This window comes from Bartonella harrusi (genome assembly GCF_024297065.1).
Taxonomy (GTDB): Bacteria; Pseudomonadota; Alphaproteobacteria; order Rhizobiales; family Rhizobiaceae; genus Bartonella; species Bartonella harrusi.
The window spans coordinates 1,414,835-1,441,130 of record NZ_CP101114.1 but is presented as its reverse complement, the minus strand read 5'-3'; the positions used below and the strand labels follow the sequence as shown (position 1 = coordinate 1,441,130).

Here is a 26,296-nt window from a genome sequence, read left to right as displayed (position 1 = left end):
AAAGGCATTTTAATCCTTTCTTTAGAGTTTTTTATCCACACGACAACCTACTTGTGCTGTGTAAGGGGATGGTTTTGATTGATTCAACATAAGCAGATTTGGAATGAGAGAATCTCTAGATATTGGAGTCCCTCATTTACCATCCAAAATGATGAATTGTCTTTATAAATCAATATTTTGTCCCATGGTAGACATTTCAAGTAAAATAGCTTTGTAATGAGCGCACTTCAAGGTCCTTTTTTTTGAGTGCCTTGATAGCTTCCACGGCTGCTTCGGCACCAGCCACTGTTGTATAATAGGGGACTTTTTGCATCAGCGCTGCATGGCGTAATGATTTAGAATCAGAGACAGCACTGGCAGTGCTGGTTGTATTAAAGATCAATTGAATTTGTCGATTACGAATGGCATCCTCAATATGAGGATGCCCCTCTAGGACTTTGTTAATTTTTTGTGCCTCAATCTTATGTTCGGTAAGAAATTTTTGTGTTCCACTTGTTGCTAAAACAGTAAAACCAAGATCAGCTAAAAATTTTACAGGATGTAAGATACGCTTTTTGTCTTCGTCTCTTACAGAAACGAATAACGTTCCTTCTTTTGGCAGCTCAACACCAGCTCCAAGTTGGGCTTTAGCAAAAGCAAGAGCAAATTTATAATCAAGTCCCATAACCTCACCTGTTGAGCGCATTTCTGGACCAAGAAGTGTATCGACACCTGAAAAACGTGCAAAAGGAAAAACGGCTTCTTTGACAGCGATATGTTGTTTTTGTTGTAGAGAGGGTAATCCACCATAAGCTTGAAGGGCTTTATCAAGAGTTTCTCCTGCCATAATTCGTGCGGCTATTTTAGCAATAGGACGACCAATCGTTTTTGCAACAAAGGGAACAGTACGCGAAGCACGGGGATTGACTTCCAAGACATAAATTGTGTCGTCTTTGATGGCATATTGTACATTCATCAAGCCGCAAACATGAAGAGCTTTTGCCAGTGCTTTTGTTTGGCGCTCTAATTCAGCTACTATTTTATGTGAAAGTGTATGTACTGGTAATGAACATGCTGAATCACCAGAGTGGATACCAGCTTCTTCAATATGTTCCATAATACCAACAACGAGTGTTTCTTCTCCATCGCAGAGACAATCAACATCAACTTCAATGGCTTCTGTTAGATAGGTATCAAAGAGGAGTGGATTTTTACCAAGTAATGTATTGATCTGTCCTGTTTTGTCGTTTGGATAACGGGCTTTGATATCTTCTGAAACCAATTCAAGGACACTCTCAAGTAAATAGTTTTGTAAGCTGCGTTCATCTCGGATAATCTGCATAGCACGTCCTCCTAGAACATAGGAAGGGCGTACGACCAATGGAAAACCTAATTCATGGGCAATAAGGCGTGCTTGTTCAACTGAATGGGCAATACCATTTTTAGGCTGTGTTAAATTAAGTTTAAACAACAATTTTTGAAAGCGATCTCGATCTTCTGCTAAGTCGATGGCTTCAGGAGAAGTGCCTAAAATAGGGATATTATATTTTTCGAGCGTGCTCGCTAACTTCAGTGGTGTTTGTCCACCAAATTGGACGATGACTCCAACCAATTCACCTTTTTGCTGTTCCGTTTCTAAAATAGCAATAACATCTTCTGTTGTTAAAGATTCAAAATAAAGACGGTCAGAGGTATCGTAATCCGTTGAAACAGTTTCAGGATTGCAGTTAATCATAATCGTTTCAAATCCTGCTTCACGGAGTGCAAAAGCAGCATGGCAACAACAATAGTCAAATTCAATACCTTGGCCGATACGGTTTGGTCCGCCACCTAAAATAGCGATTTTTTTGCGTTCAGAAACCTGTGCTTCTGACTGTTCGCCACCTGCAAAAGGCGTTTCATATGTTGAATACATATAGGCTGTTGGTGAAGAAAATTCAGCTGCGCATGTGTCAATCCGTTTAAAAACGTGTTGAACATTGAGCGATTTGCGTAGAGCAGCAATATCATCAAGCTTTTGTCCTGTGAGGGTGGCTAAACGCGCATCCGAAAATCCCATAGCTTTTAACATGCGTAAATTCTCTGCATCTTGGGGCAATCCATGGATGCGGATGTATTGTTCCATTTCAACAATGGAGGCGATTTGTTCCAAAAACCATGGATCAATCTTGCTGATCTGGTGAATTTCATTTAAAGGTAAGCCTGTACGCATTGCTTGAGCAATATAGCGTAGACGATCAGGGCTTGGTATTGCTATAGCGGAGCGTATAGAGTTCTTTTCATCACCTTCTGCGTGTTCAGGGATTATAATTTCATCAAGACCGGTAAGACCTGTTTCAAGTCCACGGAGTGCTTTTTGTAGCGATTCTTGAAAAGTGCGTCCTATTGCCATGACTTCTCCTACAGATTTCATCGCCGTTGTTAAGACAGTCGATGAACCAGGAAATTTCTCAAAAGCAAAACGAGGAATCTTGGTAACAATATAGTCAATGGACGGTTCGAATGATGCCGGTGTTGCTCCACCTGTGATATCATTTTTTAATTCATCAAGTGTGTAGCCAACGGCCAATTTAGCCGCTACTTTGGCAATAGGAAAACCTGTTGCTTTTGAGGCAAGCGCTGAGGAGCGTGAAACACGTGGATTCATTTCAATAACAATAAGGCGGCCATTTTCAGGATTAACAGCAAATTGCACATTGGACCCACCAGTTTCAACACCAATTTCACGCAGTACAGCAATTGAAGCATTGCGCATACGTTGATACTCTTTATCCGTTAAGGTAAGGGCAGGGGCCACGGTCATGGAATCGCCAGTGTGGATGCCCATAGGATCAATATTTTCAATGGAACAAACAATGATACAGTTGTCATTCTTATCGCGAACAACTTCCATTTCATATTCTTTCCATCCCAAAACGCTTTCTTCAATCAAAACTTCTGTAGTCGGTGAAGCTTCAAGCCCTCGTTCAATAATTTCATAAAATTCAGAGCGGTTGTAAGCAATTCCGCCGCCAGTCCCACCAAGGGTGAATGAAGGACGGATAATTGCTGGAAGACCAATAATGTCCAGAGCTTGCACTGCTTTTGCGGTTGCATGTGCGATATAATGTTGTTTACGGTCAGCTTCTGTATGACGCCAATTGCGTTCAAGATCTTCTAGTGCTTGGTCAAGAGCATCACCGGAAAGTTTTGCTTTAAGTTCATCGCGCATTTTTACGTGCTGTTGGCGATTTTCTTCTTTAAGTTCTGTTGCATTGGCTAACAGAGACCGTGGTGTTTCTAGACCAATTTTTGCCATTGCTTTGCGAAATAAAGCACGATCTTCAGCTTTATCAATTGCGTCGGCATTTGCCCCTATCATTTCAACGTGATAGCGGTCTAAAACGCCCATACGCTTTAATGATAGGGCTGTATTCAGGGCTGTTTGCCCTCCCATAGTGGGCAAAAGAGCATCGGGACGTTCACGAGCAATAATTTGAGCAACTATTTCAGGAGTAATGGGTTCAATGTAAGTTGCATCGGCTAAATCTGGATCTGTCATAATGGTAGCAGGATTAGAGTTGACCAAAATAATTCGGTAACCTTCTTCTTTTAATGCTTTACAAGCTTGTGTGCCTGAATAATCAAATTCACATGCCTGACCAATAACAATAGGTCCTGCTCCAATGATAAGAATAGATTTTATATCTGTGCGTTTTGGCATGGTTTTTTCCTATGACAAACATCCGTGCGCAATTGCGTCAGGCTGCATTAAATTTTAAAGCTGAAACTTATTGTATAGGTTAAGTGATAGAGAAAGTAAGCTATAAAATGCCTTTTCCATGCTTTTTTTATAGAATTGAAAATGAGGCGCTTTGTATATGCTTTTTTCAGAGTCAAAAATTGAGAATGGTAAAAAGAATGATTAATATCAAGTTGTTTATTTTAGCAGTGTGTGAAAATAGATTAAAATGCTCTGATGTTACATTAAAAATATCAACAAACTTATTGTATGTGTATTTGTAACACAAATTTGGATATTGCGTTTGATAACTTGAGGTCATATTAATTTATTCGATGATTATTTTGTTTTTCTAGAGGTTTATTTAAGGGCTCTTAAAACAATAATTCCTGGTGTTTTTGCTACATAATCCATAAAGAGTGAGTCTACTACTTTTTTATTTTCTTTTCGTGAAGAAGCATTTCGTAACATTGGACCATTCTCTGTTACAATGAAGAAACCCACATGGGTTACATCCAATCCGGCAAGTTTAGTGTATATACCAATGAAATCACCAGTCTGTAAGTGATTTATAACCTCTTCATTAATAAAATGACTTGGAATATAGGTTATGTTGCGTTTAACAATTGGTAATCCAGGAAGATAGTTTCCACCGTCAGCTTTTTTATTGAGATATTTTTCAGTGCTTACTGCATTGGGGCTAAGCTGTGCCGTGATATCAGTGGCAAGTTTCTCTTCTCTATAAGCCCAGTCCGTGAAAAAATGCTTCCTCTTTAAAAAGCTTATATTACCATCAACATAACGCGTTTGGATAACGTTGTTTATGAATTCTGTTTGCGAAGTTGATTTCCGTAATGCTTCAACATAGTCTAAATAAGTGAAACAATCTAAACCTCTAAAGTCGATTATGAGTTCTTCTGGTATGGTTTTTGAACCATGCAACATATTTGCTTGGTAAGGTGTTCCTAAAAAAGCTCCTGATAGAAAGTCAATTATTTTTTCTGTCTCCTGGTCATCGATTTTCGAGCGTTCTTTAAGAAGAGCATTGAGTTTTTTAAAAGTATAGGGATCTAGATTCACGTGTTTTTTTTGCTGTGTTTCCGTTTTGTTTTCAAGCGTTTCTTTTTTTCCATCAGAACTTTGAAAATCACATCCTGTGACTAACGCTGAAATTAAAATGAATTGGAATATTTTTCGCATTTTTTTACCATTTTTAAATTTAACAATGATTAGCCCTTTTCTGCGTTGATCATCTCATTATCATATATCATGAATGTAACATAAATAAAGAGAGCTACGATTTTATTTTAGGTCATTCTGATTGCAGGTGATGTAAATATTTTTTTAGATGAAAATATACAAAATTTTTTACTGTAAAAATATTTTACTTCATTGAAGTTATATGAAGATAAGTTATTATAAAAGAGAATTTACTCTTTTTAGATAAATATATTTATCAGTAATATTTTAAAAAAGCGTTATCGGTGGGGTCTTATACTGGAATTTTTATACATGAAATTCATTAAAAGAGATTTTTTGAAAAGACGATTCTTTACAAAACTATGGTGTTTTGTGTCTGTTAAAATAAAGCTTTATGATACTTTTCTATTTTTTTAAGTTTTCACGTTCATGATATTTTTTGTGAGAATAAGTTATATTATGTAGCCGTTTTTAGGAGCAGAGAGGGTTTAGAAAATTGTAGGAAAAACAATTTGCATGCTATGAGCAATCAAAAAATCGATTCAAAATTGATCCATGATGGGCTTATTTTTAGTTTTGATTGCTTGTGTTATTAGATCAGCATCGCAATTATTAGCTCTTTTTTGTCTGAATATTTTGTTTCGTTGTCAGGAAAGGATAGCAAAAAGGCTTCTGGGGAAAGAGAACAATTGCTTATCTCTGTTATCCGTTTTTGCTCTTTATAATCTGATATGTGCTGTAGCGTGGAGCTGTTCTCTGTTGCTTATTGGGCGTCTTTTGTTAGGGATGAGTTGTGCTAGTTTTGCACTTTATACAACTTATCTTGCTGATGTATCTGATGATAGAAATTGCACGCGCGATTTTATTTTGTTAGAAATTGTACACCTGAATTAGGGTTGATCTTAGGCTCATTTTTATTGGCAGTTTTCTAGGTATTGACCGCTTTTTAGGTCAATTTTGTTTACATATTTTTTTTATTTTGCAGCCGGTTTTTACCATTCATTTCATTTTTGTGTGGATTGCAAGTTGGCGCCATCATTTTCTTTACTAGCCCCTCATGTTGTGATGGCTCTTGCATTAAGATGTTTCATTAGAGTCACATTTACTCCTTTCTTTAGCGTTTTTTCTCCACACATTACCTCTGCTTGTGACGTGTAAATTAAGTGATTTTGATTCATTGAGTATAAGCAGGATTGAAATAAGAAAATCTTACAATATTTGATAGTTTCATTTAACAAGCGAAATGATAAATTATGTTTATAAATCAATATTTGCACTCTTATAGAAATGCTTTTTCTATGCAATAGGCGCTCTTTTGATATGAAATTTGCACATTCTTTAGGTGCATTTTCAACCTAGATAATATCCAAAAGCTCTTTGGCAGTTTTGTTTTTTTCTTTATTGGCTTGCGGAATTTGTATGACCAAGCATTTGGGCTTTCATTGCTAAAGAACACTACGATTGGAATATGTTGTCTATAGGATTATCTTATAGTGACTTCGGTATAGATCAGATTATTGCGATAGCTTTTATTGAGCCTTATTTTGCTAAACGATAGAGCAATTGGCATATTGCGATTTAGGTTTTTTGTTTGCATTGGTTGTTCTTTTTGGCTATATGTTTACAATACACTGATTTATAAAGATAATGTATCGTTTTGCCTGTTGAAGGAGAACTCTGAATATTGTAAGATTCTTTCATTTTAAACCCTCTCATTTTGAAGCAATTAAAATCATGTTTCTGTATGTTAAAAGTAGGGTTTGTGTGGGTAAAAAACGTTTAGAAAGGAGTAAAAATACCTCTTATGAATCGTCTTAATGCGATGGTTGCCACAACATTTGGAGTTGGCAAAAAGAGTATGATGGTGTTGGCTTACTTCTTTATCAATCTAAAGATGGTGATGCACAATGGTTTTTGCACTATACCACTTATAGACGCTGTTGTGAAATGGCCTTGGGTGCTTTAAGAAATGTTTCTTAAAAAAGCGTGTGAATTTGTAACTCGAGGCTGGATGGTTGCCTTAGTTTTTGGGTACCATGCTGCGATATTTTATTCATGTTCCGATGCACGCTATTGTTTTACAATAGGTCTTCAGTAAATCCATTAGAAGACTTGCAGGGAGCGATGGCGTTTGTCGTTTCACCAAGCTTAATATTGGGTTTTCTTTTTTATTTATTTCTTTTTGAACAATTTACATATGAAAATGTGATTTTTCATTTTTTGGGTGCTTCTTTTATAGGAAGCTTTGGTGCGTTTATTGTTATAATGACTGTTTTTGCTTTGTGGATAAATGCATTCTTTGAGATCTTTATTGATAAGAATACATTTTCAAGCTTTATGAGGTCAATAAAACTTGTGCACTCTAGAAGTAGGTATACTCTATCCTGAAAAATAATATGTTTTCACGAAATGAAAGATACCATTTAAGGGGAAAAATTGAAAAGAAAAGCATTTTAATTAAGCAATCTTTTTATAATTCATGATAAGATCGTTAAAATGTTGAAAGAGATAATGACTGTCTTGTGGGCCTGGGGAAGCTTCGGGATGATGTTGAACAGAGAAAACTGGTTTTCCAATCATGCGAATGCCACAGTTTGAACCATCAAAGAGGGAAATATGCGTTTCTTGGACATGGGGCGGTAAAGAGCTAGTATCTACGGCAAAACCATGGTTCATTGATACAATCTCAACTTTTCCAGTGTTAAGATCTTTAACAGGATGATTAGCACCATGATGTCCTTGATGCATTTTTATGGTTTTTGCTCCAAGAGTGAGAGCTAAAAGTTGATGACCAAGGCATATACCGAAAAGTGGTAAATTATGCTCAATTAATGTTTTAATCGTTGGAACAGCGTATTGCGCTGTCGCTGCTGGATCACCTGGACCATTTGAAAGAAAAATACCATCAGGGTTCATTGCTAGAATTTCTTCTGCATTTGTGTGTGCCGGCACGATGGTAATGCGTGCATTCTGTGTAGCCATAAGACGGAGAATATTGCGCTTAATGCCATAGTCGATTGCTATGATATGAAGATTATGCACATTATTTGTATGATACCCTTTATTCCATATCCATGGCTTTTCACTCCATTGCCTTAATGATTGAGATGTGACTTCTTTTGTGAGATCAAGATTAATAAGACCAGACCATTTTTGAGCACGCTTCTTTAATGAGGGGATGTCAAAATTCCCATCAGGATCATGTGCAATGATAGCATTTTGTGCACCTTTTTCTCGGATAAGAATGGTGAGTGCACGTGTATCAATGCCGCAAAGTGCAATAATTTTACGTGTTCTAAGCCATTGATCGAGATTTTTATTTGCACGATAGTTTGAGGGGCGTGTAATGTCGGCTTTGAAAAGAGCACCGACGGCACCATGACAGTTGATAGGCGTGAGATCTTCGATATCTTCGCTGTTTGTTCCTACATTTCCTATATGAGGAAAAGTGAAATTGATAATTTGTTGCGTATATGATGGGTCTGTGAGGATTTCCTCATAGCCTGTTATAGCGGTGTTGAAACAAACTTCACCTTCAGCAATGCCTGTAGCACCTACACCTTTTCCTTCAATAACCGTTCCATCAGCTAAGATTAAGAGGGCTGTAGGTTTCTTTACGCGCCAAGGATCGCGAGAGGGGATAGTTTGTGTCATAGTGTGTGCTCACGATTGATTTCTAAAAGATAGAAACAACCAACGTTACACAAAAGCATCACAGCTTTTGTATATATTGTTTACAATGTTGTGCTTGAGAAAGAGAGTATAGGTATATTCTACGAAGAGGTAAAGTCCTGTTTTTGAATTTTCTAAAATCCCGATATTTATTATTTTTTATCATGTAATGTAAGATCTATAAGGATGACTGAGTAGAAGCTTTTCTCATTGGATAGAATGAGGATAATTTTCATTGTTTGACCAGGTTGATTGGGCAATAAAATGCTTATTTTGGAGGTGCAGAAAAGTGTCTATCTTGCCATACTTTGTTTCGTAAATTGCTGGGTTAGAGATTGTAATTTTTTTTACCATTGTGAAAAAAACAAGAAGTGGGAAGCTATCATAGACAATTTGTTTTAGTTGAAATGACGAAATAAAAGTAGGGGGCAATGCGTGTTTATAAAGATTTTTTTTCTTAGAATCGCTAGAAAAAAGGATGGTTATTTATAAATTTCTTGTCCATTAATTTGCTGAGATGTTAGTAAAATGAGTTCTTTCTTTAGTTTTAGTACAAGAAAATATAGGAGATTAAGTGATCTGTGTCAGATGGTCTTGCTAAGGGAATCTTCTACAAAGAAAAGAAATTTTCTAAAATTTGTAAAAAATTGTAGCAAATTCTATCGAGCAACAAAATGCCGCTGTCATTATCATCAGTGATTCTTTAATGGGGTCACGACCCTCATGTAAAACAAAATGTCATTGTGTTGCACATTCACGAGTTTTTTTAAGAGACCTTTTTGAAGGTGTCCAAGCCCATTTCACGACGGCGTCCATGGACTGTATAGCGTAAAAGCCTTTTAACACTACCATCTTTATGTTTGTGAAGGTGTAAGCCGATACCATCGTTCTATTTACAAGACCTCAATGTTGCAATAGCTCTTGGTATTTAGACAATTCATAAAAGGCCTTTTTACTTCTTTCTTTAAAGTTTTTACTCATACGCCAACCTCATTTGTGACGTGCAAACATGATTTCATTTGATTCAAAATGAAAGGATTTGAGATGAGAGAATTTTACAATATTCGGAGGCTCATTTAATAGGCGGAAAGATAAATGATTCCTTATAAATCAATGTATTGTCTTAAACAAGGCACGTAGTCTAACGCTATGAAGTCATATCCATTAGAAAAAACACCGTAAAATTCGTTTGTTAAAGTAAGAAAATGCGTGTTTTTTGTTAATGAACAACGTAGACATTTACCATCTATTTTATGTCATGTTCTTCTTTAAGATATTCTTTTCTTCGACTTATGCGGGATTTGTTGTGTAAAGCGGTGAAGCCGTTAAAAACAATTCGGTTAGCAGTAATGGTTTGTCTTGTAATCGCAAACGTGAACGGCGTGCCCACAGTGCGCCTTGTTGGCCAATATGAATGAAATCGCGGGTTAAGTTTCCATTGTTAAACAGATAGTGTCCCAATGGTTTTGTGCCCAAATGCATGAGCGCTTGATTGTGTTCGCAGAAAGTTTCTTGCGGGATTACAGTGCGTCCAAGAAGCCAAGGCTGATTGTCACCCATCAATATGACTTCGCGTAACCAGTAACGTGGGCTATCAGGGAGATGTTGTGCTTCTTCTTTCAGTTTATCCCGTGTAATGAAACATTCACGTTTTGGTTCAACTCGTATGGAGGTACAGTATTTTTTCAATCGAAGCGTCATTGAGCCTGTTTCCATGAGCCAATCATGGGCATTCTCTGGTATCGGAGGATCTTGATCAGATAGCCACTTTAAAGGCGGTAAGATGGAATCTCGGGATTCAGACATTATCTTACTCCATATCCAAAACCGTGTTCCATGTGATATGCTAGGTGATAAAAATAAACATTTCCATTATAATGTAGAAATGTAAAGGCAGCAAGATTTTAAACGGAAAAAAGATATAAGAGCTATTTAAAAGAGGAGATATGAAAATTACATGATGAGTTTTATTTCCATGAAAAAAGGTCAAATATCATGTTTTATGATTTATCTAAAGCTCTTTCATATAATGCACTGTGGAATTTTCTTGATAGCAACAGGAGATTGGGAAAAACATTTAGTACCTTAAAATTCGTTTGTAATGCCTATAAAAAAAGAAATGAAGAATTTATCTATGTAAGACGCACAAAAGCAGAAATAGGAAGAATAGCAGATGGCTTATTTAGTTCTTTAAAAAATGAGGGAATACTCAGGCCATTTGAGTTTAGATGTAAAGGTGATTGTATTATTTATAATCCAGAAACGCATTTAAATAATTTGGAAAGAGTGAAATGGAGTAAGAGTTACAAAAAAACTCCTGTAACTAAGCCTAAACATGATAAAATATGTGGTTACCTCATACCTTTATCTTTAGTGCATCAGTACAAACAGAACGCATTTCCAAACGTTAAAACTATTATATTCGAGGAATATATTTGTGAAAATAATAGGTATTTAAGAGATGAACCACAAAAATTAGTGAGCTTATGTGAAACTGTTTTCAAAAACCGTAATGATGGTAGAGTAATATGTCTTGGAAGCAGTAATTCAAGATCTAATCCTTATTTTGATTTTTTTGAATTATATGATCATGAAAATAATGAATTTACTCATTATAGCTCTCGGAGTATTCTAGTAGGCCATACTGTAGGAAAAGAATTTTTAGAAAAAAAATTAAATACTCGTTTTGCAAGGTCAATTAGAAACATAAATTATAGTGCACCCGTTCTAGCAAACACCCTTCTTAAAGACGATTTTACTTTTGTAGACAAGATGAAATCTGTACATAAAAAGCCATTCATTAATCTTATTATAGATGGGCGAGAGTTAGCTGTATTTTTTGCAAATGAAAAACTATTCATCAAAAAGGGGAGAATTGACGGATATATTACATATAGTATAGATAATGATGTTTTGTATGAAAATGCAATTAAAGGAAAAATTTCAAAAGATTTCCATTTAAAACAGTTAGCTAAATTTATTAGAGAAGGTGATGTTTATTTTAATACACCGGATGTAAAAAGAGCTATGGAACCTTTTATTAAAAAGGTCTGACTATTATGAAATAATATACATCAATAAATCAAATATTCACATAAAGTAAATAAATATATACAATAAGTATATTATTTTTCCTGATTTATAAAAAATAATTTTTGGTTTATTTTAAAATAAAATGTAACATTTCGCTTTCTTCTTTGATTTACAATTATAAATCATTTTTTATGCAAATAATTATTGTTATTATTAAATTTTAATAAAAAAATTGAAAGAAAAATAGGGTAGATATTATCTTTTCCAATCTAATTCTAATAATTTGAGTATAGGCAATAGTATTTGAGTAATCAGAGGTTACAAACAGTGATATTTAAACGTGAATTATAAAAAATGAAACAAGTAAATTTTGTACTCAAAAAACAGCGTTATTTCTGCTAGTATAAAGAGATTTTAACGGATTGGGGGAGGAGGATAGCTTATGAAAGCTTTTGTTTTTTTCATTTAACAATGAAGTGAGAGAAGGCTAAAATAGATGAGATAATGACCAAAAGGGATAGTGATGTATAAAGAACACTGCTTGAGCATCTCACCATCACTTACCCGTTGACTAAGATTTTAAGGGCTATGGCAAAAATCCCTCATTTTTTCATTGAGCATCAAAATTGCCTTTTAAAAATAATGTCTTATGAGCGGACTTTTCTTCCTATCCATATCAGAACGCAGGCCCCTATAAAACCTGAAATGAGATAGCCAACCCACCCAGAAAAGCTTACACCTAAAAGGCTGAAAACAAAACTGGCTAATGCGGCTCCAATAATTCCTAAGATAATGTTTAGAAATACTCCAGTTTGGCTTTTCATAAAATATTGGGCAGCCCAACCTGCAAGGCCGCCGATAATAATAGCTGCAATCCAGCCGATATTTGCGTCTTCCATTTATATTCTCCTTTGCCTAAATTTTAACTAGGGTAAGCTTTATAAAGATCAAGACTTAACTTTTTTACTTTGAGGAGGGATACTTCTGCTAAAAACTTTGTTATAGTTACTTTGCTGCTTTTTAAATCCGTGCAAACATTTTACATGTGTAATATTATATCTATCAAAGCACCAATACACACCACTCCCTCGATAATACCCAAAATTGCTGAAATGCGCAATCGTTTTACATAAAGAAAAAGTATTTTGAGAATATAAAAACTGTATTTATGAGGATATTTATTGTCAATTTCTATAATAATTTTCAAAAAATGAAAATGAGTTGCTTCAAGCAACAAGAAAATAGACACTCAAAAATTTTGAAAGGGCATTTGCTTATCTGATATCAGTCATACTTTACTTGATATTTAAAAATGGTGTTGTTTCAATTTTTTACAAACCATTTTGTTTGTTAAGTCTTTTAAAAGTATCCTTTTTGCAAACAGATGAAAGTTTATATCTCTTATGGTGTATTTCTTTGCTTAGTGCTTTGGAGTGGTGTGTTTTTTGAAAGTATTTGATTTGGTTAAGACATTTAAAGACGTAAAATGCAATAACCGATGTGATGTGTTTATTGTTCAAATGTTTTCAAGATGAAGGTTTCGCTGTTTGTTGTTCAGCAGAATTTTGTAGGCGGGAACTTTGGAGAAGTCCTTGTGCTTCTAAAATTGGATAGATCATTGAGGTTAAAAGAGAATTGATTTGTTTCAAATCGCGTACAGTGTCGAGATGAAGGCTGGACGACTCTATGTTTTTAAGATCACCTTCACGAAGGCGTTTAAAATGCTTTAAGCTCATCTCTTTTTCTAAGTTTCGGAGTTGATCTTTTTTCTGCACCAGTAAACGCGCGGTGTGGGTATCCCGCGAAACAAGAACATTAAAGGCAATATGCGCATTGGCTAGAACAATGCTATGGAAACGCAGGAGGTCATTCCATCCATCACTACTAAATTGTAGGCCTTTTTGTTGTTTCTTTTTCACGAGCATAAGCATATTATGGATAATGATGTCTCCTGCTTGATCTAATTTTATACAAGCACCTAAAAGCTCTTGTGTTTGAAGGGCTTGCTCATCAGATAATTTTTGTCCAGCTAATTGTGCGAGATAAAGTTTGATTGCGATATGCTTTTTATCCAATATGACGTTCAGTTGGTTAAGCTCACGGATGATATCGGGATCAGGTTTTTCATAAAGTCCCATGATTTTTTCTAGCATGATATCCACAAGGTCGCAAATATGGATAACTTCTCGCATGACATTAGAAAGCGCTAAAGTTGGACGTTCAAGAACGCTATCATCAAGGGCTGTTTGATCAGATAAATTCAGCGTTTTATCGTTTTGCGTTTTTTTTGTACTTACGTGGACAATTTTAGTGGTTAGTTTTAAAACCGATTGAGAGAGTGGTATGCTTGCAAGGAGAATAAAAACGTTAAAAATGATGTGGGCATTAATAACTTGAGTAGAGGGGGTATTGCCAAGCCACGTGATAGGTGGTTGAAAGGAGAGAAATAAGACAAGGATTAGGATAGAACCAGCACCACGCATGAGTAAATTCCCCAAGGGAACGAGGCGAGCATTAGGGGGGGCATTGCGTGTTAAAAGTGGTGCTATAAGAGAGGAACCAAAATTAACGCCAAGGACCATGACAACACAGAGTTGAGCGTGGATAAGACCGTAGTTAGCGAAATTGACCAGCAAAATAATCCCTGCAATGGATGAATGTAAGAGATAGGTAAGTGCTGCTGCCAACAAAAAAGTAGAAACAGGATCGGTTGAAAGATAATGAATGATGCTAGGTAAAAGAGCGCTATCACGTAAAGGCTCTGTGGCTGCGCTTATCATTTGTAAAGATAAAATCAACAGGCCAATACCAATGACAATACGCCCTACTTGACGCCATTCACGTTTTTCAGTCGTCATGAAGATACATGTGCCAATTAAAAGGCACAGGGGCACAACAATAGTAAGGTCATAGGAAAGAATTTTGACAACGAATGCTGATCCTAATTCTCCTCCACGGACAGCCATCAGTCCTGCTATACCGGAGACAAAACCAGATTCAACAAAAGAACCAACAAGGAGTGTGATTGCTGTAGAGCTTTGTAAAATCATCGCTGAAAAAAGTCCAAAACTTACAGCAAACAAGGGTTTGGAAATGACGTGACGCATTTTATATTTCAGTCTATCACCATAAGCACGTTCAACGCCTGTGCGGACCATGCGTGTGGCCCAAAGAAGTAAAGAAATAGCGCCGGCAAGATGAAGGAGTACCAATGAACTATTCATGATACTTTCTCTTTCTTTGTTGTTATAAAGAGTGTTGGTTTAAAAAAATTATAATTTGAGGTCCATTTTTCTACTTTTCTTTTGTTTCTAATAGATGACGAAAATCATAGCCGCTTGGATTTTGAAAAATCTTTAGACCAAAACTAGGGAGAATGGAATAAAGGTGGTCGAAAATATCAGATTGAATTTGTTCGTACTCTAGCCAAACAGTTGTATTGGTAAAACAATAAATTTCCAAAGGTAAACCATCAGGTGTAGGAGGTAATTGTCGTGCCATGAGAGTCATATTTTGTTCAATGTTGCTATGGTTTTCTAAGTAAGCAAAAACATAAGCACGGAATGTTCCAATATTGGTTAAACGGCGAGTATTGGCTAACACGTCATGATTTTTGTCTAATTGCGTATTCCATTGATCGATTTCTGGTATTTTTTGTGTGAAATAATTTTCTAACAAATTAAATCTAGAAAGATATTTTTGTTCTTCTTCTGTGTGAAAGCGGATACTTGATTGATCAATAAAGAGGGACCGTTTAATCCGTCGTCCACCTGCTTCTTCCATTCCACGCCAATTCTTAAAAGGGTCAGTTACGAGTTTACGGATGGGGACAGTTGTGATTGTTTTATCAAAATTTTGAACTTTAACGGTATGAAGTGCAATTTCAGTGACATCGCCGTCTACATCGAGACTAGGGATTTGAATCCAATCACCAACACGTACCATATCGGTGGATGAAATTTGGATGCCTGCAATCAGAGAAAGAAGCGTATCTTGGAAAATCAGCATGAGAACAGCGGCCATTGCACCAAGACTGGAGAGAAGGATAAGCGGTGAGCGGTCAATTAATGTCGCTACCATGAGAATTGCTGCTACAGTAAAAAGCGCAATTTTGGCGATTTGAATGTAACCCTTTATTGGTTTTAAACGCGCCGTTGGCTGTTGTTCATAGAGGATATTAATAACATTAAGGAGAGAAGAAATTGCTAGGGCGACCACAAAAATAATGAAGGCGTTAGCAACATTGCCGATAATAGTGTTAAGGGCCTCAGGGAGTGTTGGGATAAAATTGATGCCAATTGAGAGGATAAAGGCCGCAATAATATTTGCTATATATCGAATGGTAGACTCAATATCAACGGAGGTCTTTTTAGGAAGGAAGGAAGAGAGCCTCTTTGCTCCATGAAAGAGCAGACTTCGTGCTAAAAAATTGACTAAAAGCGCAATGATAATAAGAATAATGAGCCAAACAATTGATTCTAGCAAAGGATATTGAACAAGAAATTTTATCACTTTATTTACTCTCCATTTTTGAAAAATATACGGCTGAACCTTTAAAAATGTTCAATCGTTTAACAGGAAGTATTGGAATTATGCTCTAAAGTGGTTAAATATGCAAAAAAGAATTTTAAAACTTTGTGAGAGATAATGCGCTTTTCACCCGATTTTCTTGATGATCTCCGCACGAGATTACCAATTTCGATAGTTATTGGTCAAAGGGTGACATTTGATTCCAAGAAAAGCAAACCTTCGCGAGGAGACTTTTGGTGCTGTTGCCCATTCCATGGTGAGAAGACTCCAAGTTTTCATTGTGATGATCGTAAAGGACGCTATTATTGTTTTGGCTGTGGTGTGAGTGGTGATATTTTTACTTTTCTTTGTGAGCTTGATGGATTGCACTTTTCAGAAAGCGTAGAACGTTTGGCTGATTTTGCGGGGATAAAATTACCTCATTCTGATCCACAAAGTTTTAAGCGTCAAATGGAAAAGGCTGATCTTTATGATGTTATGAAAATTGCTACGGAATTTTTTCAACAGAGCTTACATGATAAAAGCGGTGTCAATGCACGTCGTTATCTTGATGCACGGGGGGTATCGCCAAAGCTTGCAGAGCGTTTTCGAATTGGTTTTGCTCCAGGGAAACGTACTGCTTTGAAGGATGCTTTAAGTGCGCGTGGTATTTCCATCAAGCAAATGGAAGATTGTGGACTTCTTAAATCGAGTGAAGATAATACAATTTCCTATGATCGATTTAGAAATCGTATTATGTTCCCCATTGAGGATTTACGCGGACGTGTAGTGGCGTTTGGAGGGCGTGCGTTAGAAAAAGATGCACCAGCAAAATATCTCAATAGTCCTGAAACAGTGCTGTTTCATAAAGGAAATATTCTTTATAATGCAGCAGCTGCTCGCAAAAATAGTCGCTTCGTTGGCGATGAAAAGATCCATTCACTCCTAGTTGTTGAAGGTTATATGGATGTGATTGCGTTGACAAAAGTTGGTTTTGAAGGCGTGGTAGCACCTTTGGGGACAGCAATAACGGAAGAGCAAATTGGGCTTTTATGGCAAATGGGGACTGAGCCTATTTTGTGTTTCGATGGTGATGAGGCTGGTTTAAAAGCTGCTTTTCGTGTTGCTGATCGCGTTTTGCCGCTTTTGAAGGCAGGGGTTTCTATACGCTTTGTTTTATTGCCACAGGGGCAGGATCCAGATGAAATTGTTTCTGCTGGTGGTGCACAACTTTTTTCTTCCTTTTTGCAAAAAGCAATTCCATTGATTGAGCTTTTGTGGTGGCGTGCTGCTTATGGAAAGAATTTTGAAACTCCAGAAGCACGGGCAGCGCTAGAAAAACAACTGAAACAACAAATTTTCACGATTAAGGATGATGATATACGCCGTTATTATTTGCAAGATATAAAAAAACGACTTTTTGATTTTTTTCGTCCCGATTTTTCGAAAAAAAAAGGTACAGGGCGCTCTCAACAGCTTTCCCAAAATAGAATGTTGAAAGATCCGTCTTTTTCTGTTTTGGCAAATTCTGACATCGTGCGTCATTCGTCACAATCTATTCCACTGCGTGAAGCCGTTATTTTATTGATTTTAGCGTACTATCCTGAATTATGGTATGAAAATTTTGAAGTTCTTGCTGAACTGGCGTTACAAAATACGCAATTGGTTTGTTTCCATCAATCGATGTTGGAAATTCTTGGGAACCAGCAACTTCATGATAAAGAGACAATGATTGCGCTTTTAGAAGAAAAAGGGCAAAAAGCTCTGTTAGAACGTATGAAACATCTTGTGCAACATGTTGGTATGCGCACGGTTTTTATTGGAGCTCCGATAGAAGATGCTCGTGCTATATTAAAACAGGCTCTCTACTTGCATCTTCAAGAACACCACCTACATAAGAGATTACAAGATATTGAAGAGCAACTTGTAGAGAATCCTAACAGTGAGGTCTTTAATCTGCTTCGTGAAATAAAAAGTGAATTACAGCAGATGCAAGCGACAGAAGCATTAATTGAAGGATTTGGAAGTTGGTTGGACGAAAAAATAGACGGGAATAACCAAGATACGATAAAATGATTCGCTTTTTTGATGCGAATCAGTCACCTAAGGCTTAAAATGAGGAATTTTATGTAGAGAAACATTTTTATAAAGAATGACGATTAAATTTTAGGAAAAGCGGGAAATTGGTTCTTAACAATATGCTACAGAGATTATCTCAGAAAAGCTGAGAGGTGTCGGGGAAGCTTCTGGAGTTTTCCCGCGTTTTTGTGTGAGTGAAATGCGTATACAAAGTGTCTTCTTTCCGGTAGCAATCTTCTCTCAGAGGAAGTATATATCGGAGAAGTTTAGAGACGTTAGGTAAGAACGGGAAAAGCTGGTCACGTGAAGGCTGTGAAGTGATCAAGTGGAGTTACGGTATGGCAACAAAGGTTAAACAGAAAGATAATGTGGAAGTAATAAGCCAAGCGAGTTTGGATAGCCCTCTTCTTGATTTTTCTGATGACGCCATTAAGAAAATGGTTAAGCTTGCTAAAAAAAATGGTTATGTGACGATGGACGAACTGAATGCAGTTCTTCCATCTGAAGAGGTTACGTCTGAACAAATTGAAGATATCTTGGCGATGTTTTCTGAGATGGGTATTAATGTTGTCGACGATGAAGATGAAATCGATTCTGAACCTGATGTAGAAGAAGTTACAGTAGAGGGCGGAGATCTCGTCGAGGCTTCTAGTCACGCGATCGCAACGACAACGAACAAGCGTGAAATTACAGATCGTACGGATGATCCCGTGCGTATGTATTTACGTGAAATGGGTGCTGTTGAGTTGCTGTCGCGGGAAGGCGAAATTGCTATTGCCAAACGTATCGAAGCAGGGCGGGAGACAATGATTGCAGGGCTTTGTGAGAGCCCCTTGACTTTTCAAGCCCTCATTATTTGGCGGGAAGAATTGAGAGAGCAGCGTATCCTTCTTCGTGAAATTATTGATCTTGAAATGACTTATGCTGGTCCCGAGGCAAAGCAGGCTCCTATTGTTGAGCGAAGTGAAGTTGATAAGATAAAAGAGGAAAAAATATCTTCTAGCATACGTAATATGGAGGGAATTGCTGGAGAGAGAAACACTGAGGACGAGGATGAAGATGATGACGAAGCGAATTTGTCACTTGCTGCAATGGAAAATGAACTCTGTCCTCAAGTCATGGAAACATTGGATTTTATTGCGCAGACTTATATAAAATTGCGGAAACTACAAGATCAGCATGTTGAGAGCAGTTTGGCAGAGCGTAAAGAGGGCGCTCTTACACCGTCTCAGAGAAAAAAATATATGCAATTAAAGGGTGAGTTGGTTCAAGCCGTAAAATCCCTTTCGTTGAACCAAAATCGTATCGAATCTTTGGTTGAGCAACTTTATGACATCAATAAGAGACTTATTCATAATGAGGGTAAGCTGAAGCGGGTTGCTAATAGTTATGGTATTGGTCATGAGGATTTTTTAAAAGAATATCAAGGACGTGAATTAGATGCCGATTGGGTAAATTATGTTGCGACTTTACCAGGATCGGGGTGGAAAGAATTCTCAAGGCGTGAAGCAAAAGAAATTCAAAGGTTGCGTAGCGAAATACAAAATCTTGCACAAGAAACCGCTATTTCAATTGGCGAATTTCGTTGCATTGTTACGCAGGTGCAAAAAGGTGAACGCGAATCAACAATTGCTAAAAAAGAAATGGTAGAAGCTAATCTTCGTCTCGTCATTTCAATTGCAAAAAAATACACTAATCGTGGTTTGCAGTTTCTTGATCTTATTCAAGAAGGAAATATTGGCTTGATGAAAGCCGTGGATAAATTTGAATATCGCCGTGGATACAAATTTTCAACTTATGCAACATGGTGGATTCGTCAGGCAATTACTCGTTCTATTGCTGATCAGGCACGTACTATTCGTATCCCTGTTCATATGATTGAAACAATTAACAAAATTGTTCGTACATCACGACAGATTCTCCATGAAATTGGACGCGAGCCTACACCAGAAGAATTGTCTAGCAAACTTTCTATGCCGTTAGAAAAAGTACGAAAAGTCCTTAAAATTGCAAAAGAGCCCATTTCACTTGAAACACCTGTAGGTGATGAAGATGATTCGCATTTGGGCGATTTTATTGAGGATAGAAATGCATTATTGCCGATTGATGCAGCTATTCAGGCAAATCTACGGGATACAACGACGCGTGTGCTTGCTTCATTAACACCACGTGAAGAACGTGTTTTGCGAATGCGTTTTGGTATCGGGATGAATACAGATCACACGTTGGAAGAAGTTGGGCAACAATTTTCAGTGACAAGGGAGCGTATTCGACAAATTGAAGCAAAGGCGCTTCGTAAGTTGAAGCATCCAAGCCGTTCACGCAAATTGCGTAGTTTTCTTGACTCTTAATAAGAGACTTGTACCTTTTCAAAGATGTGTTCTTTTTGATGCGTGTGAACAAAAAGCATATCGTGTCGTTTTTGAAATATTTTTTTGAAGAGGGGTAAGGCGAGTGGGTATTAAACAATTCATGCAAAACTTATGTGTCCAATATTTTTCTTGGCTTTGATATTTGTGCTACTGTTTATAAAAGCAATCGATAGTGGAAATAAAATTATAGGGTGATTTCTCAAAGGAGTGAACGATATCGAAAGCATTGTCTTGCGTGTGATAGTAGGTCTATTAGAAGATATCATATTTAAGAATAGTTGACGTTGAGAGATGTCAACTTGTTATTGGTTATGATTCTTTTTTTTGTACTATAGAAGCATTCACACAAGCGAATTATGGGAATGTGGAGAAGTTTAGATATTTCATTCCGATTATATTATTTTATTTTGTAAAACATTTTGATTTGCACATTTTGTTGTTTCTTATGTTTGTTTACAATAGATATTTTGGTGCATTATTTTTCTGCGTATGGGGTGTTTGCTAAAGATAGGGTATATTTTTTATTTAATAAGTTTTTGGATAACTTGTCTTGAGAGGTAATGTGGTCTAATTTTATTATTTTGCTTTTTCATAGATTTTTTATTCCAAAAAGAAAAAATATTCCTGATTTTATGAGTAAAAAAGTTCTCTTTTGGAAAATGAAAAAAGTTAGAAGAAATTTCTATGTCTGAGTGGGAAGGTTTCTGCCATGGATTAGATGTTGTTATTTACAGAAAGTAGAAGATGATGATACGGGTGATATTTATTTATGTAACCAGTGTTGCTTGCCATCTTTTTTAGATAAGGAGGCTTGGCGGTATCATAGGTATGTCCATTGTTATAATCGTTTCAAATTATAGTGTTGGATGTTGCGACAGCTAAAATAGGCCGTTTGTTACAAAAATCTGTATTTATCGGTTCTGATTAATTAGGGAAAAGATCTTTGTGAAATCAGCTAGTACTAGGAATTTTTAGACAGTGAGTGTATAAAAAACAATTTCCTGTATATGGACAGATAAAAATTTACAAAGATAAATAAAGGAATCATCGTCTGAATCCCCCCCCCAATATTATAAAGTCTTCTGCGTGAAAGCCAGTGATCTTGATGGCTTCATGCAGCAATTGATAAGACTACATAGTCTATTCTATATCAAATACCATGGTAATATTGACAACATAGCTCAATTCACCTCCTGCAAGGTTTGTATTGTCGTAGTCGTCCTCTATTGAACCACTTCGAAGGTGTTCTCGTGGATAGTGATTATTACTACCTTCATTGATTGTAATTATTTTTCCTAATTTTAAATTAGCTTCTTGCGCTATAGTTTTAGCTTTTTCAATGGCTTTAGCGATAGCATTTTTACGTGCTTCTTTATAAAATGGTTCTGTATTGTTATTGGTAAAGTAAATATTATTCACCGACTTAACATCAAGCGCCATTGCTTGATCAAATATTTTACCAGCATTGGCGAAGTCACGAATATATACTGTTAGAGAATGTGATACACGATACAGTTTCTCATGTGTCTTTTTTTCATTATCTTTATGCTCATTATGTGGGTTATATGGATATATGTTCAAGTTTGATGTTTGTAAATCATTTTCTTGAATTCCATTTTTCTTAAAAGCGTTTATAATATCATTCATAGATTTATTATTGGCAGTTAATGCTTTTTGGGCTGTGGTGTCCTCTGTAACAATTGCCAGGTTGATGATTGCTACATCCGGTGTTACGCTGGTTTCACCAGTCGCAGAAACTGTAATGGTTCTATCTTTCGTTTTACTTTCTGCAGCGTGTATGGGGAATGAACATGCTAGCAGAGCAAGCATTATCATAGCTATTTTAACTTTGTAATAATTCAACGATTGAAAAATTGTTTTTGTCATGTTTCTTCTTTCTTCCTTTATATTTACGGATGATCATTTTCTCATTTTTAAGAATTCTTGTAAAGAAATTAGAGCATTTTGAAAAAAAAGCGATAAATAAAGAGAAGATTTAGCGTCATCTATTACAGCAGCTAAAATGAGTTTGTGGCTATCAGAAGATTACACTTATCGACCTGATTAATGAAAGAAATGGTGTCCGATGATATCAGCTAGTGTGTAGTGTCAAGAATCTTCAGACGATGTATTAGGTGCAATTCCCCATGCATTGACAGATAAAAATTTACAAATCAGTGTCTGAAGAAGATCATCTCCACCATATCACTGGTCTTCTTTATGAAGGCCAGTGATATGATTGTTTCATGGAACGATCTATGAAATGTTGTTATTTAGTCTATGGAAAAGACTACGTTCACACTAACATTGTAGCCTAATTCACCTCCTGAGAAATTTGTATTGTCGTAACTTATACGTGTTGCGCTGCTCATAAGGCGTGGGCTTGGATAATTATTATTATTTTCACTGATTTGGATGATTTTTCCTAATTTTAAGTTTGCTGCTTGTGCTATAGTTTCAGCTTTTTCAATCGCTTCAGCGATAGCTTTTTGACGTGCTTCTTTATAAAAGGGTTTTGTATCGGCGTTGGTAAAGGTAATGCCATTGACTGAGTTTACACCCAGTGCCATCGCTTGATCAAATATTTTACCCGCATTGGCGAGGTCACGAATGCGTACGGTTAAAGAATTTGAAACATGATAGTATTTTTCATTATTCTTTTTTTCACGATGTTGATCGGAGCTCGTTTGATAAATAGACAAGCCTGATGTTTGCAAATCATTTGCTTGGATTCCATTGTTCTTAAAAGCAGTTACAATATCATTCATAGATTTATTATTGGCAGTTAATGCTTTTTGGGCCGTTTTGTCTTCTGTAACAACAGCGAGATTGAGAATTGCCATATCTGGTGTTGCTTGGCTTTCACCAGTTGCAGTCACTGTAATCGTTGCGTTTTTCATTATGCTTTCTTCAGCATTTATGGGAAGTGAACCGGTTAGCAGTGCAAATGCTACTATAGCTATTTTAACACTATAATGATTTAGCGGTTGGAAAATTATTTTTTTCATATCTGCTCCTTTATACTTATCAATTTACTATTTTCTCATTTTTGGAAGTTTTTGTAAAGAAATTAGGGTACTAGAGAAAAAAACCGATAGATAAAAGAAAAAATATGGATTATAATTCGATCCAGCCCTTGTATCATAGGGCATTTTAGTTTAGAGGAAAGCAATCTGTGTGGGGCCTGTAGCTCAATTGGTTAGAGCCAGCGGCTCATAACCGCTTGGTTGGGGGTTCGAGTCCCTCCAGGCCCACCATCATAAAGAATTCGTAGAGAGGTCTTGAGATTTTACTTCCTTTGTGTTTTTAAGTTATTTTCTATCGACCGTGAATTTTTTAATCTTTTTGTAGTTTTTAAATTGCTCTATGGTGAGGCAAGGTTTTGCTCTTTTGTATAGAGGAGTGGTGGTGCTCTTATCAATCTAGTAAAACTAGTAAAAGGCTTTCGTTTGTGGCGTTGTAGCAACTGCGCTAAGCTTATATGCATTTTCTTTACCCATGAATTGCTCTTTTCCTTTCTGCTGCAGTATGTTTTTCATAAAACAGGATGTTAAAATTTTCTTTGATGGATTTATTTTTCTTTTTCCAGAAAATAAACACTTTATCTCAATAGAGTGCTTTCAGGTTCTTATCGATTCAGATAAAATCTGCGAGACAATATTTTGTTTTAAAGTGTTTTTTTATTTTTTAGTGAATGCTATTTGCTACGGTGTCTTTTCGTTCAATTTGAGCTGTCTCACTATGATTCAAGTCTGTACAGAAGAAGAGTTCTGCAGATATTCATGTGCTATATATTAAGGACAATCACATTTATGGATGTTTTCTTTTTCTAAGCTGATCATTTCTTTTTCTTTTTAAGAAAAAAATTTATAGCTGATTGTTAGGTGATTCCCTCAAAGCTTTTGACTCATTGTCCTTTTAAGAGCTTATTGCGTGTTTTCAGAAAATTTTTTGTGATTGTGTTTGCGTATTTTTTTTGCATTGTTCAATTCTTACTGTAATACACGTTTTTTCTTGCTTTATGAGGAATACTTCTTATGAAATGCAAGGTACTTTTATCAAGATGCAATTCGTTTTTTTATGTTTTTTGTTAAGTGATATTTGTTCATTCTGTTTCATCGGTGTTTGCATTGTCATCGAGGAGCGAATTTATAGGATCTTTTTTAATTCTTATTCTAATAAGATTTAGAGTTTTGTGTAAAGTTTACTTTTTTCTGTGTTTGTTTTAGAGACCTTTATTATTAGTCTTCTCTTTTATGTAAAGCTGTTAACGATTGTTTGAAATTTTGTCGAAAGAAGAAGTGAATTTTCCGTTTTATAAATACTCGGTCAGTTATGTTTGGATCTGATTAGAGATTATCTATTGTATCTTTTTAAGTATTGTCGTTTTTGATTATAATGGATCTCTCAGCTCAATTTCAAGGGTGGTTTCGGAAAGAAGGCAAACTTTTTGCAAAGCATATCACAGGGTCGTAAGAAGCGCTGCTATCCATATCGCTTTGTTGTGTTTTTATTTTGCGATATCGTTTGAAAAATATCATTGGTGCTGTATAAAATAAAACTGCTATATGTTTTTTTCAAAATAAGCTTTTTCATATTCTTTCACGTAGAAGTTAGCAGCATTTTCAGAGATATCTTTACGTCGATTAGTTGTTGGTTCGAATCACAAGATCTGAGTAATCTTATTAAGGTTGTTGATAAAAGTGGTCGTGTCAATTTTATCATAAAAAGGTTTGGACCGTGCGATGTTTTCTGTTTCATCATGGTACATAATCAACAGAATTTTATCTAATGTTATAAAATGAGCTTATGCGCAATTGCTTCCATACTGCTGTCTATTGCAAATATTTTTTTCTAGGGTATGGGATATGTTTCAACGCTTTAGCGTTATATAGTGTGACGACATGGAGTATAACTATGAAGAACGAGGAAAAATTTGAAGCAGCTTTGTCCGATATTATCGTGAAATGGGAGGCCCTTTCTACGGCTCAAAAGCAAGAGGTATTGAGAATAGTAGAAAATTCTACAAATGTTGCTCAGTTAAGAGAATATTTAAAGCTTCAATCTTCTTTTTATCTCCAGAGGAAATCAAAGCGATGAGTTTTAAATCTTCATCGGAGATGTTAAAACCAGTTATGACATATATGGCGCTAGCATTTCCGAGGGTGTTAAGAATAGCCATTAATTTATCTACAGAGGGTCTTTTCCCTCCTTTTATCATTTGTTGTACGTAATTTTGTCCACAGCCCGCTGCTTTGCTTATTTCAATCATTGTGCGTCCATCACTTTTTATTAATTCAATTAAGCGTTGGAACCAATCTTTTTCAGTCTTTGTCATTTTTAGACCTTTACATATTTACGCTATAGCGTTAATATTACGTTGCGAATCCAGAATATATGATACAAGGAGCGTAAAAATATCCATGCGTAGCTTTTCGCTTATGAAGGATATAGAGTTGTTTTTAACTAATAACAAAATGTCCCCATACACTTTCAAATTTGAATCAATAAGAAATAGTTGCTTAGTTTCATGATTGTGACAGGATGAGTGTGTATGACCAAAGATGGAAATACACCTGACGTGTTCATTAAATGTCACTAATAGTATACGCAGCACTATTATAAATCAAGATATACCCTAACATTGGCATTTGTAAGAAGTTTCTGCATTAAGGTGATGAGCCGATGAGAGAGAGGCTTTATGGCCTTAAAAAAGGATTGTTGCTGTAGA

Annotated in this window: 17 protein-coding genes and 1 tRNA gene; 7 read left to right on the top strand and 11 right to left on the bottom strand. The window is 36.1% G+C overall.

Annotated features, from left to right (window positions below; all coding sequences use genetic code 11):
• Positions 1 to 196: 196 nt before the first annotated feature.
• Together carB and NMK50_RS06800 are read right to left on the bottom strand one after the other, a co-directional pair.
• Entirely contained in the window at positions 197 to 3,682 is a 3,486-nt protein-coding gene (gene carB / locus NMK50_RS06805) for a carbamoyl-phosphate synthase large subunit (protein WP_254769849.1), read from the bottom strand.
• 378 nt (positions 3,683 to 4,060) lie between these two features.
• A complete protein-coding gene (locus NMK50_RS06800) occupies positions 4,061 to 4,900 on the bottom strand; it encodes a DUF1460 domain-containing protein (protein ID WP_254769848.1) in 840 nt (279 codons plus the stop codon).
• A gap of 759 nt (positions 4,901 to 5,659) precedes the next feature.
• Between NMK50_RS06800 and NMK50_RS10425 the strand changes: the two genes are divergently transcribed.
• Positions 5,660 to 5,794, top strand: coding sequence for a hypothetical protein (locus tag NMK50_RS10425; RefSeq protein WP_256481345.1), 135 nt, complete (start codon positions 5,660 to 5,662; stop codon positions 5,792 to 5,794).
• A 910-nt stretch (positions 5,795 to 6,704) separates the two neighbouring features.
• The gene (locus NMK50_RS06795; protein ID WP_254769847.1) at positions 6,705 to 6,866 is read left to right on the top strand and encodes a hypothetical protein; all 162 of its coding nucleotides are present in this window, start codon (positions 6,705 to 6,707) and stop codon (positions 6,864 to 6,866) included.
• Positions 6,867 to 7,357: 491 nt separating this feature from the next.
• Here the strand turns inward: NMK50_RS06795 and carA are convergent, their stop codons facing one another.
• Positions 7,358 to 8,554, bottom strand: coding sequence for a glutamine-hydrolyzing carbamoyl-phosphate synthase small subunit (gene carA / locus NMK50_RS06790; RefSeq protein ID WP_254769846.1), 1,197 nt, complete (start codon positions 8,552 to 8,554; stop codon positions 7,358 to 7,360).
• A 1,308-nt stretch (positions 8,555 to 9,862) separates the two neighbouring features.
• Positions 9,863 to 10,378 carry a chorismate lyase gene (gene ubiC, locus NMK50_RS06785; RefSeq protein ID WP_374112165.1) on the bottom strand — a complete coding sequence of 172 codons (516 nt, stop codon included), beginning with the start codon at positions 10,376 to 10,378 and terminating at the stop codon, positions 9,863 to 9,865.
• Between the two features lie 189 nt (positions 10,379 to 10,567).
• Between ubiC and NMK50_RS06780 the strand changes: the two genes are divergently transcribed.
• Positions 10,568 to 11,626: a phage DNA encapsidation protein gene (locus NMK50_RS06780; protein ID WP_254769845.1), complete on the top strand. Its 1,059-nt coding sequence runs from the start codon at positions 10,568 to 10,570 to the stop codon at positions 11,624 to 11,626.
• A 626-nt stretch (positions 11,627 to 12,252) separates the two neighbouring features.
• Here the strand turns inward: NMK50_RS06780 and NMK50_RS06775 are convergent.
• The 3 genes from NMK50_RS06775 to NMK50_RS06765 form a co-directional block, all read right to left on the bottom strand.
• The gene (locus tag NMK50_RS06775) at positions 12,253 to 12,504 is read right to left on the bottom strand and encodes a GlsB/YeaQ/YmgE family stress response membrane protein (RefSeq protein ID WP_254769844.1); all 252 of its coding nucleotides are present in this window, start codon (positions 12,502 to 12,504) and stop codon (positions 12,253 to 12,255) included.
• A gap of 627 nt (positions 12,505 to 13,131) precedes the next feature.
• Entirely contained in the window at positions 13,132 to 14,829 is a 1,698-nt protein-coding gene (locus tag NMK50_RS06770; protein WP_254769843.1) for a Na/Pi cotransporter family protein, read from the bottom strand.
• A gap of 70 nt (positions 14,830 to 14,899) precedes the next feature.
• Positions 14,900 to 16,117, bottom strand: a complete 1,218-nt coding sequence (locus tag NMK50_RS06765) for a mechanosensitive ion channel family protein (protein ID WP_254769842.1) — start codon at positions 16,115 to 16,117, stop codon at positions 14,900 to 14,902.
• 135 nt (positions 16,118 to 16,252) lie between these two features.
• On the opposite strand from NMK50_RS06765, the gene dnaG reads away from it, so the two are divergent.
• Positions 16,253 to 18,190, top strand: a complete 1,938-nt coding sequence (gene dnaG, locus NMK50_RS06760) for a DNA primase (protein ID WP_254769841.1) — start codon at positions 16,253 to 16,255, stop codon at positions 18,188 to 18,190.
• Positions 18,191 to 18,531: 341 nt separating this feature from the next.
• Positions 18,532 to 20,544 carry an RNA polymerase sigma factor RpoD gene (rpoD, locus tag NMK50_RS06755; RefSeq protein WP_254769840.1) on the top strand — a complete coding sequence of 671 codons (2,013 nt, stop codon included), beginning with the start codon at positions 18,532 to 18,534 and terminating at the stop codon, positions 20,542 to 20,544.
• Positions 20,545 to 21,705: 1,161 nt separating this feature from the next.
• Here the strand turns inward: rpoD and NMK50_RS06750 are convergent.
• Entirely contained in the window at positions 21,706 to 22,452 is a 747-nt protein-coding gene (locus NMK50_RS06750) for an SIMPL domain-containing protein (protein WP_254769839.1), read from the bottom strand.
• Positions 22,453 to 22,838: 386 nt separating this feature from the next.
• Positions 22,839 to 23,573, bottom strand: coding sequence for an SIMPL domain-containing protein (locus tag NMK50_RS06745; RefSeq protein ID WP_254769838.1), 735 nt, complete (start codon positions 23,571 to 23,573; stop codon positions 22,839 to 22,841).
• A gap of 172 nt (positions 23,574 to 23,745) precedes the next feature.
• On the opposite strand from NMK50_RS06745, the gene NMK50_RS06740 reads away from it, so the two are divergent.
• Positions 23,746 to 23,822 (top strand) — tRNA-Ile (locus NMK50_RS06740).
• Between the two features lie 174 nt (positions 23,823 to 23,996).
• Here the strand turns inward: NMK50_RS06740 and NMK50_RS10625 are convergent.
• A complete protein-coding gene (locus NMK50_RS10625; RefSeq protein ID WP_374112217.1) occupies positions 23,997 to 24,170 on the bottom strand; it encodes a hypothetical protein in 174 nt (57 codons plus the stop codon).
• Positions 24,171 to 25,482: 1,312 nt separating this feature from the next.
• Between NMK50_RS10625 and NMK50_RS06735 the strand changes: the two genes are divergently transcribed.
• Positions 25,483 to 25,665, top strand: a complete 183-nt coding sequence (locus tag NMK50_RS06735) for a hypothetical protein (RefSeq protein ID WP_254769837.1) — start codon at positions 25,483 to 25,485, stop codon at positions 25,663 to 25,665.
• Here NMK50_RS06735 and NMK50_RS06730 read toward each other — a convergent pair.
• Positions 25,589 to 25,903 (bottom strand): helix-turn-helix domain-containing protein, encoded by a 315-nt coding sequence (locus NMK50_RS06730; RefSeq protein WP_254769836.1) that lies wholly within the window; start codon positions 25,901 to 25,903, stop codon positions 25,589 to 25,591. The genes NMK50_RS06735 and NMK50_RS06730 overlap by 77 nt on opposite strands.
• Positions 25,904 to 26,296 lie beyond the last annotated feature (393 nt).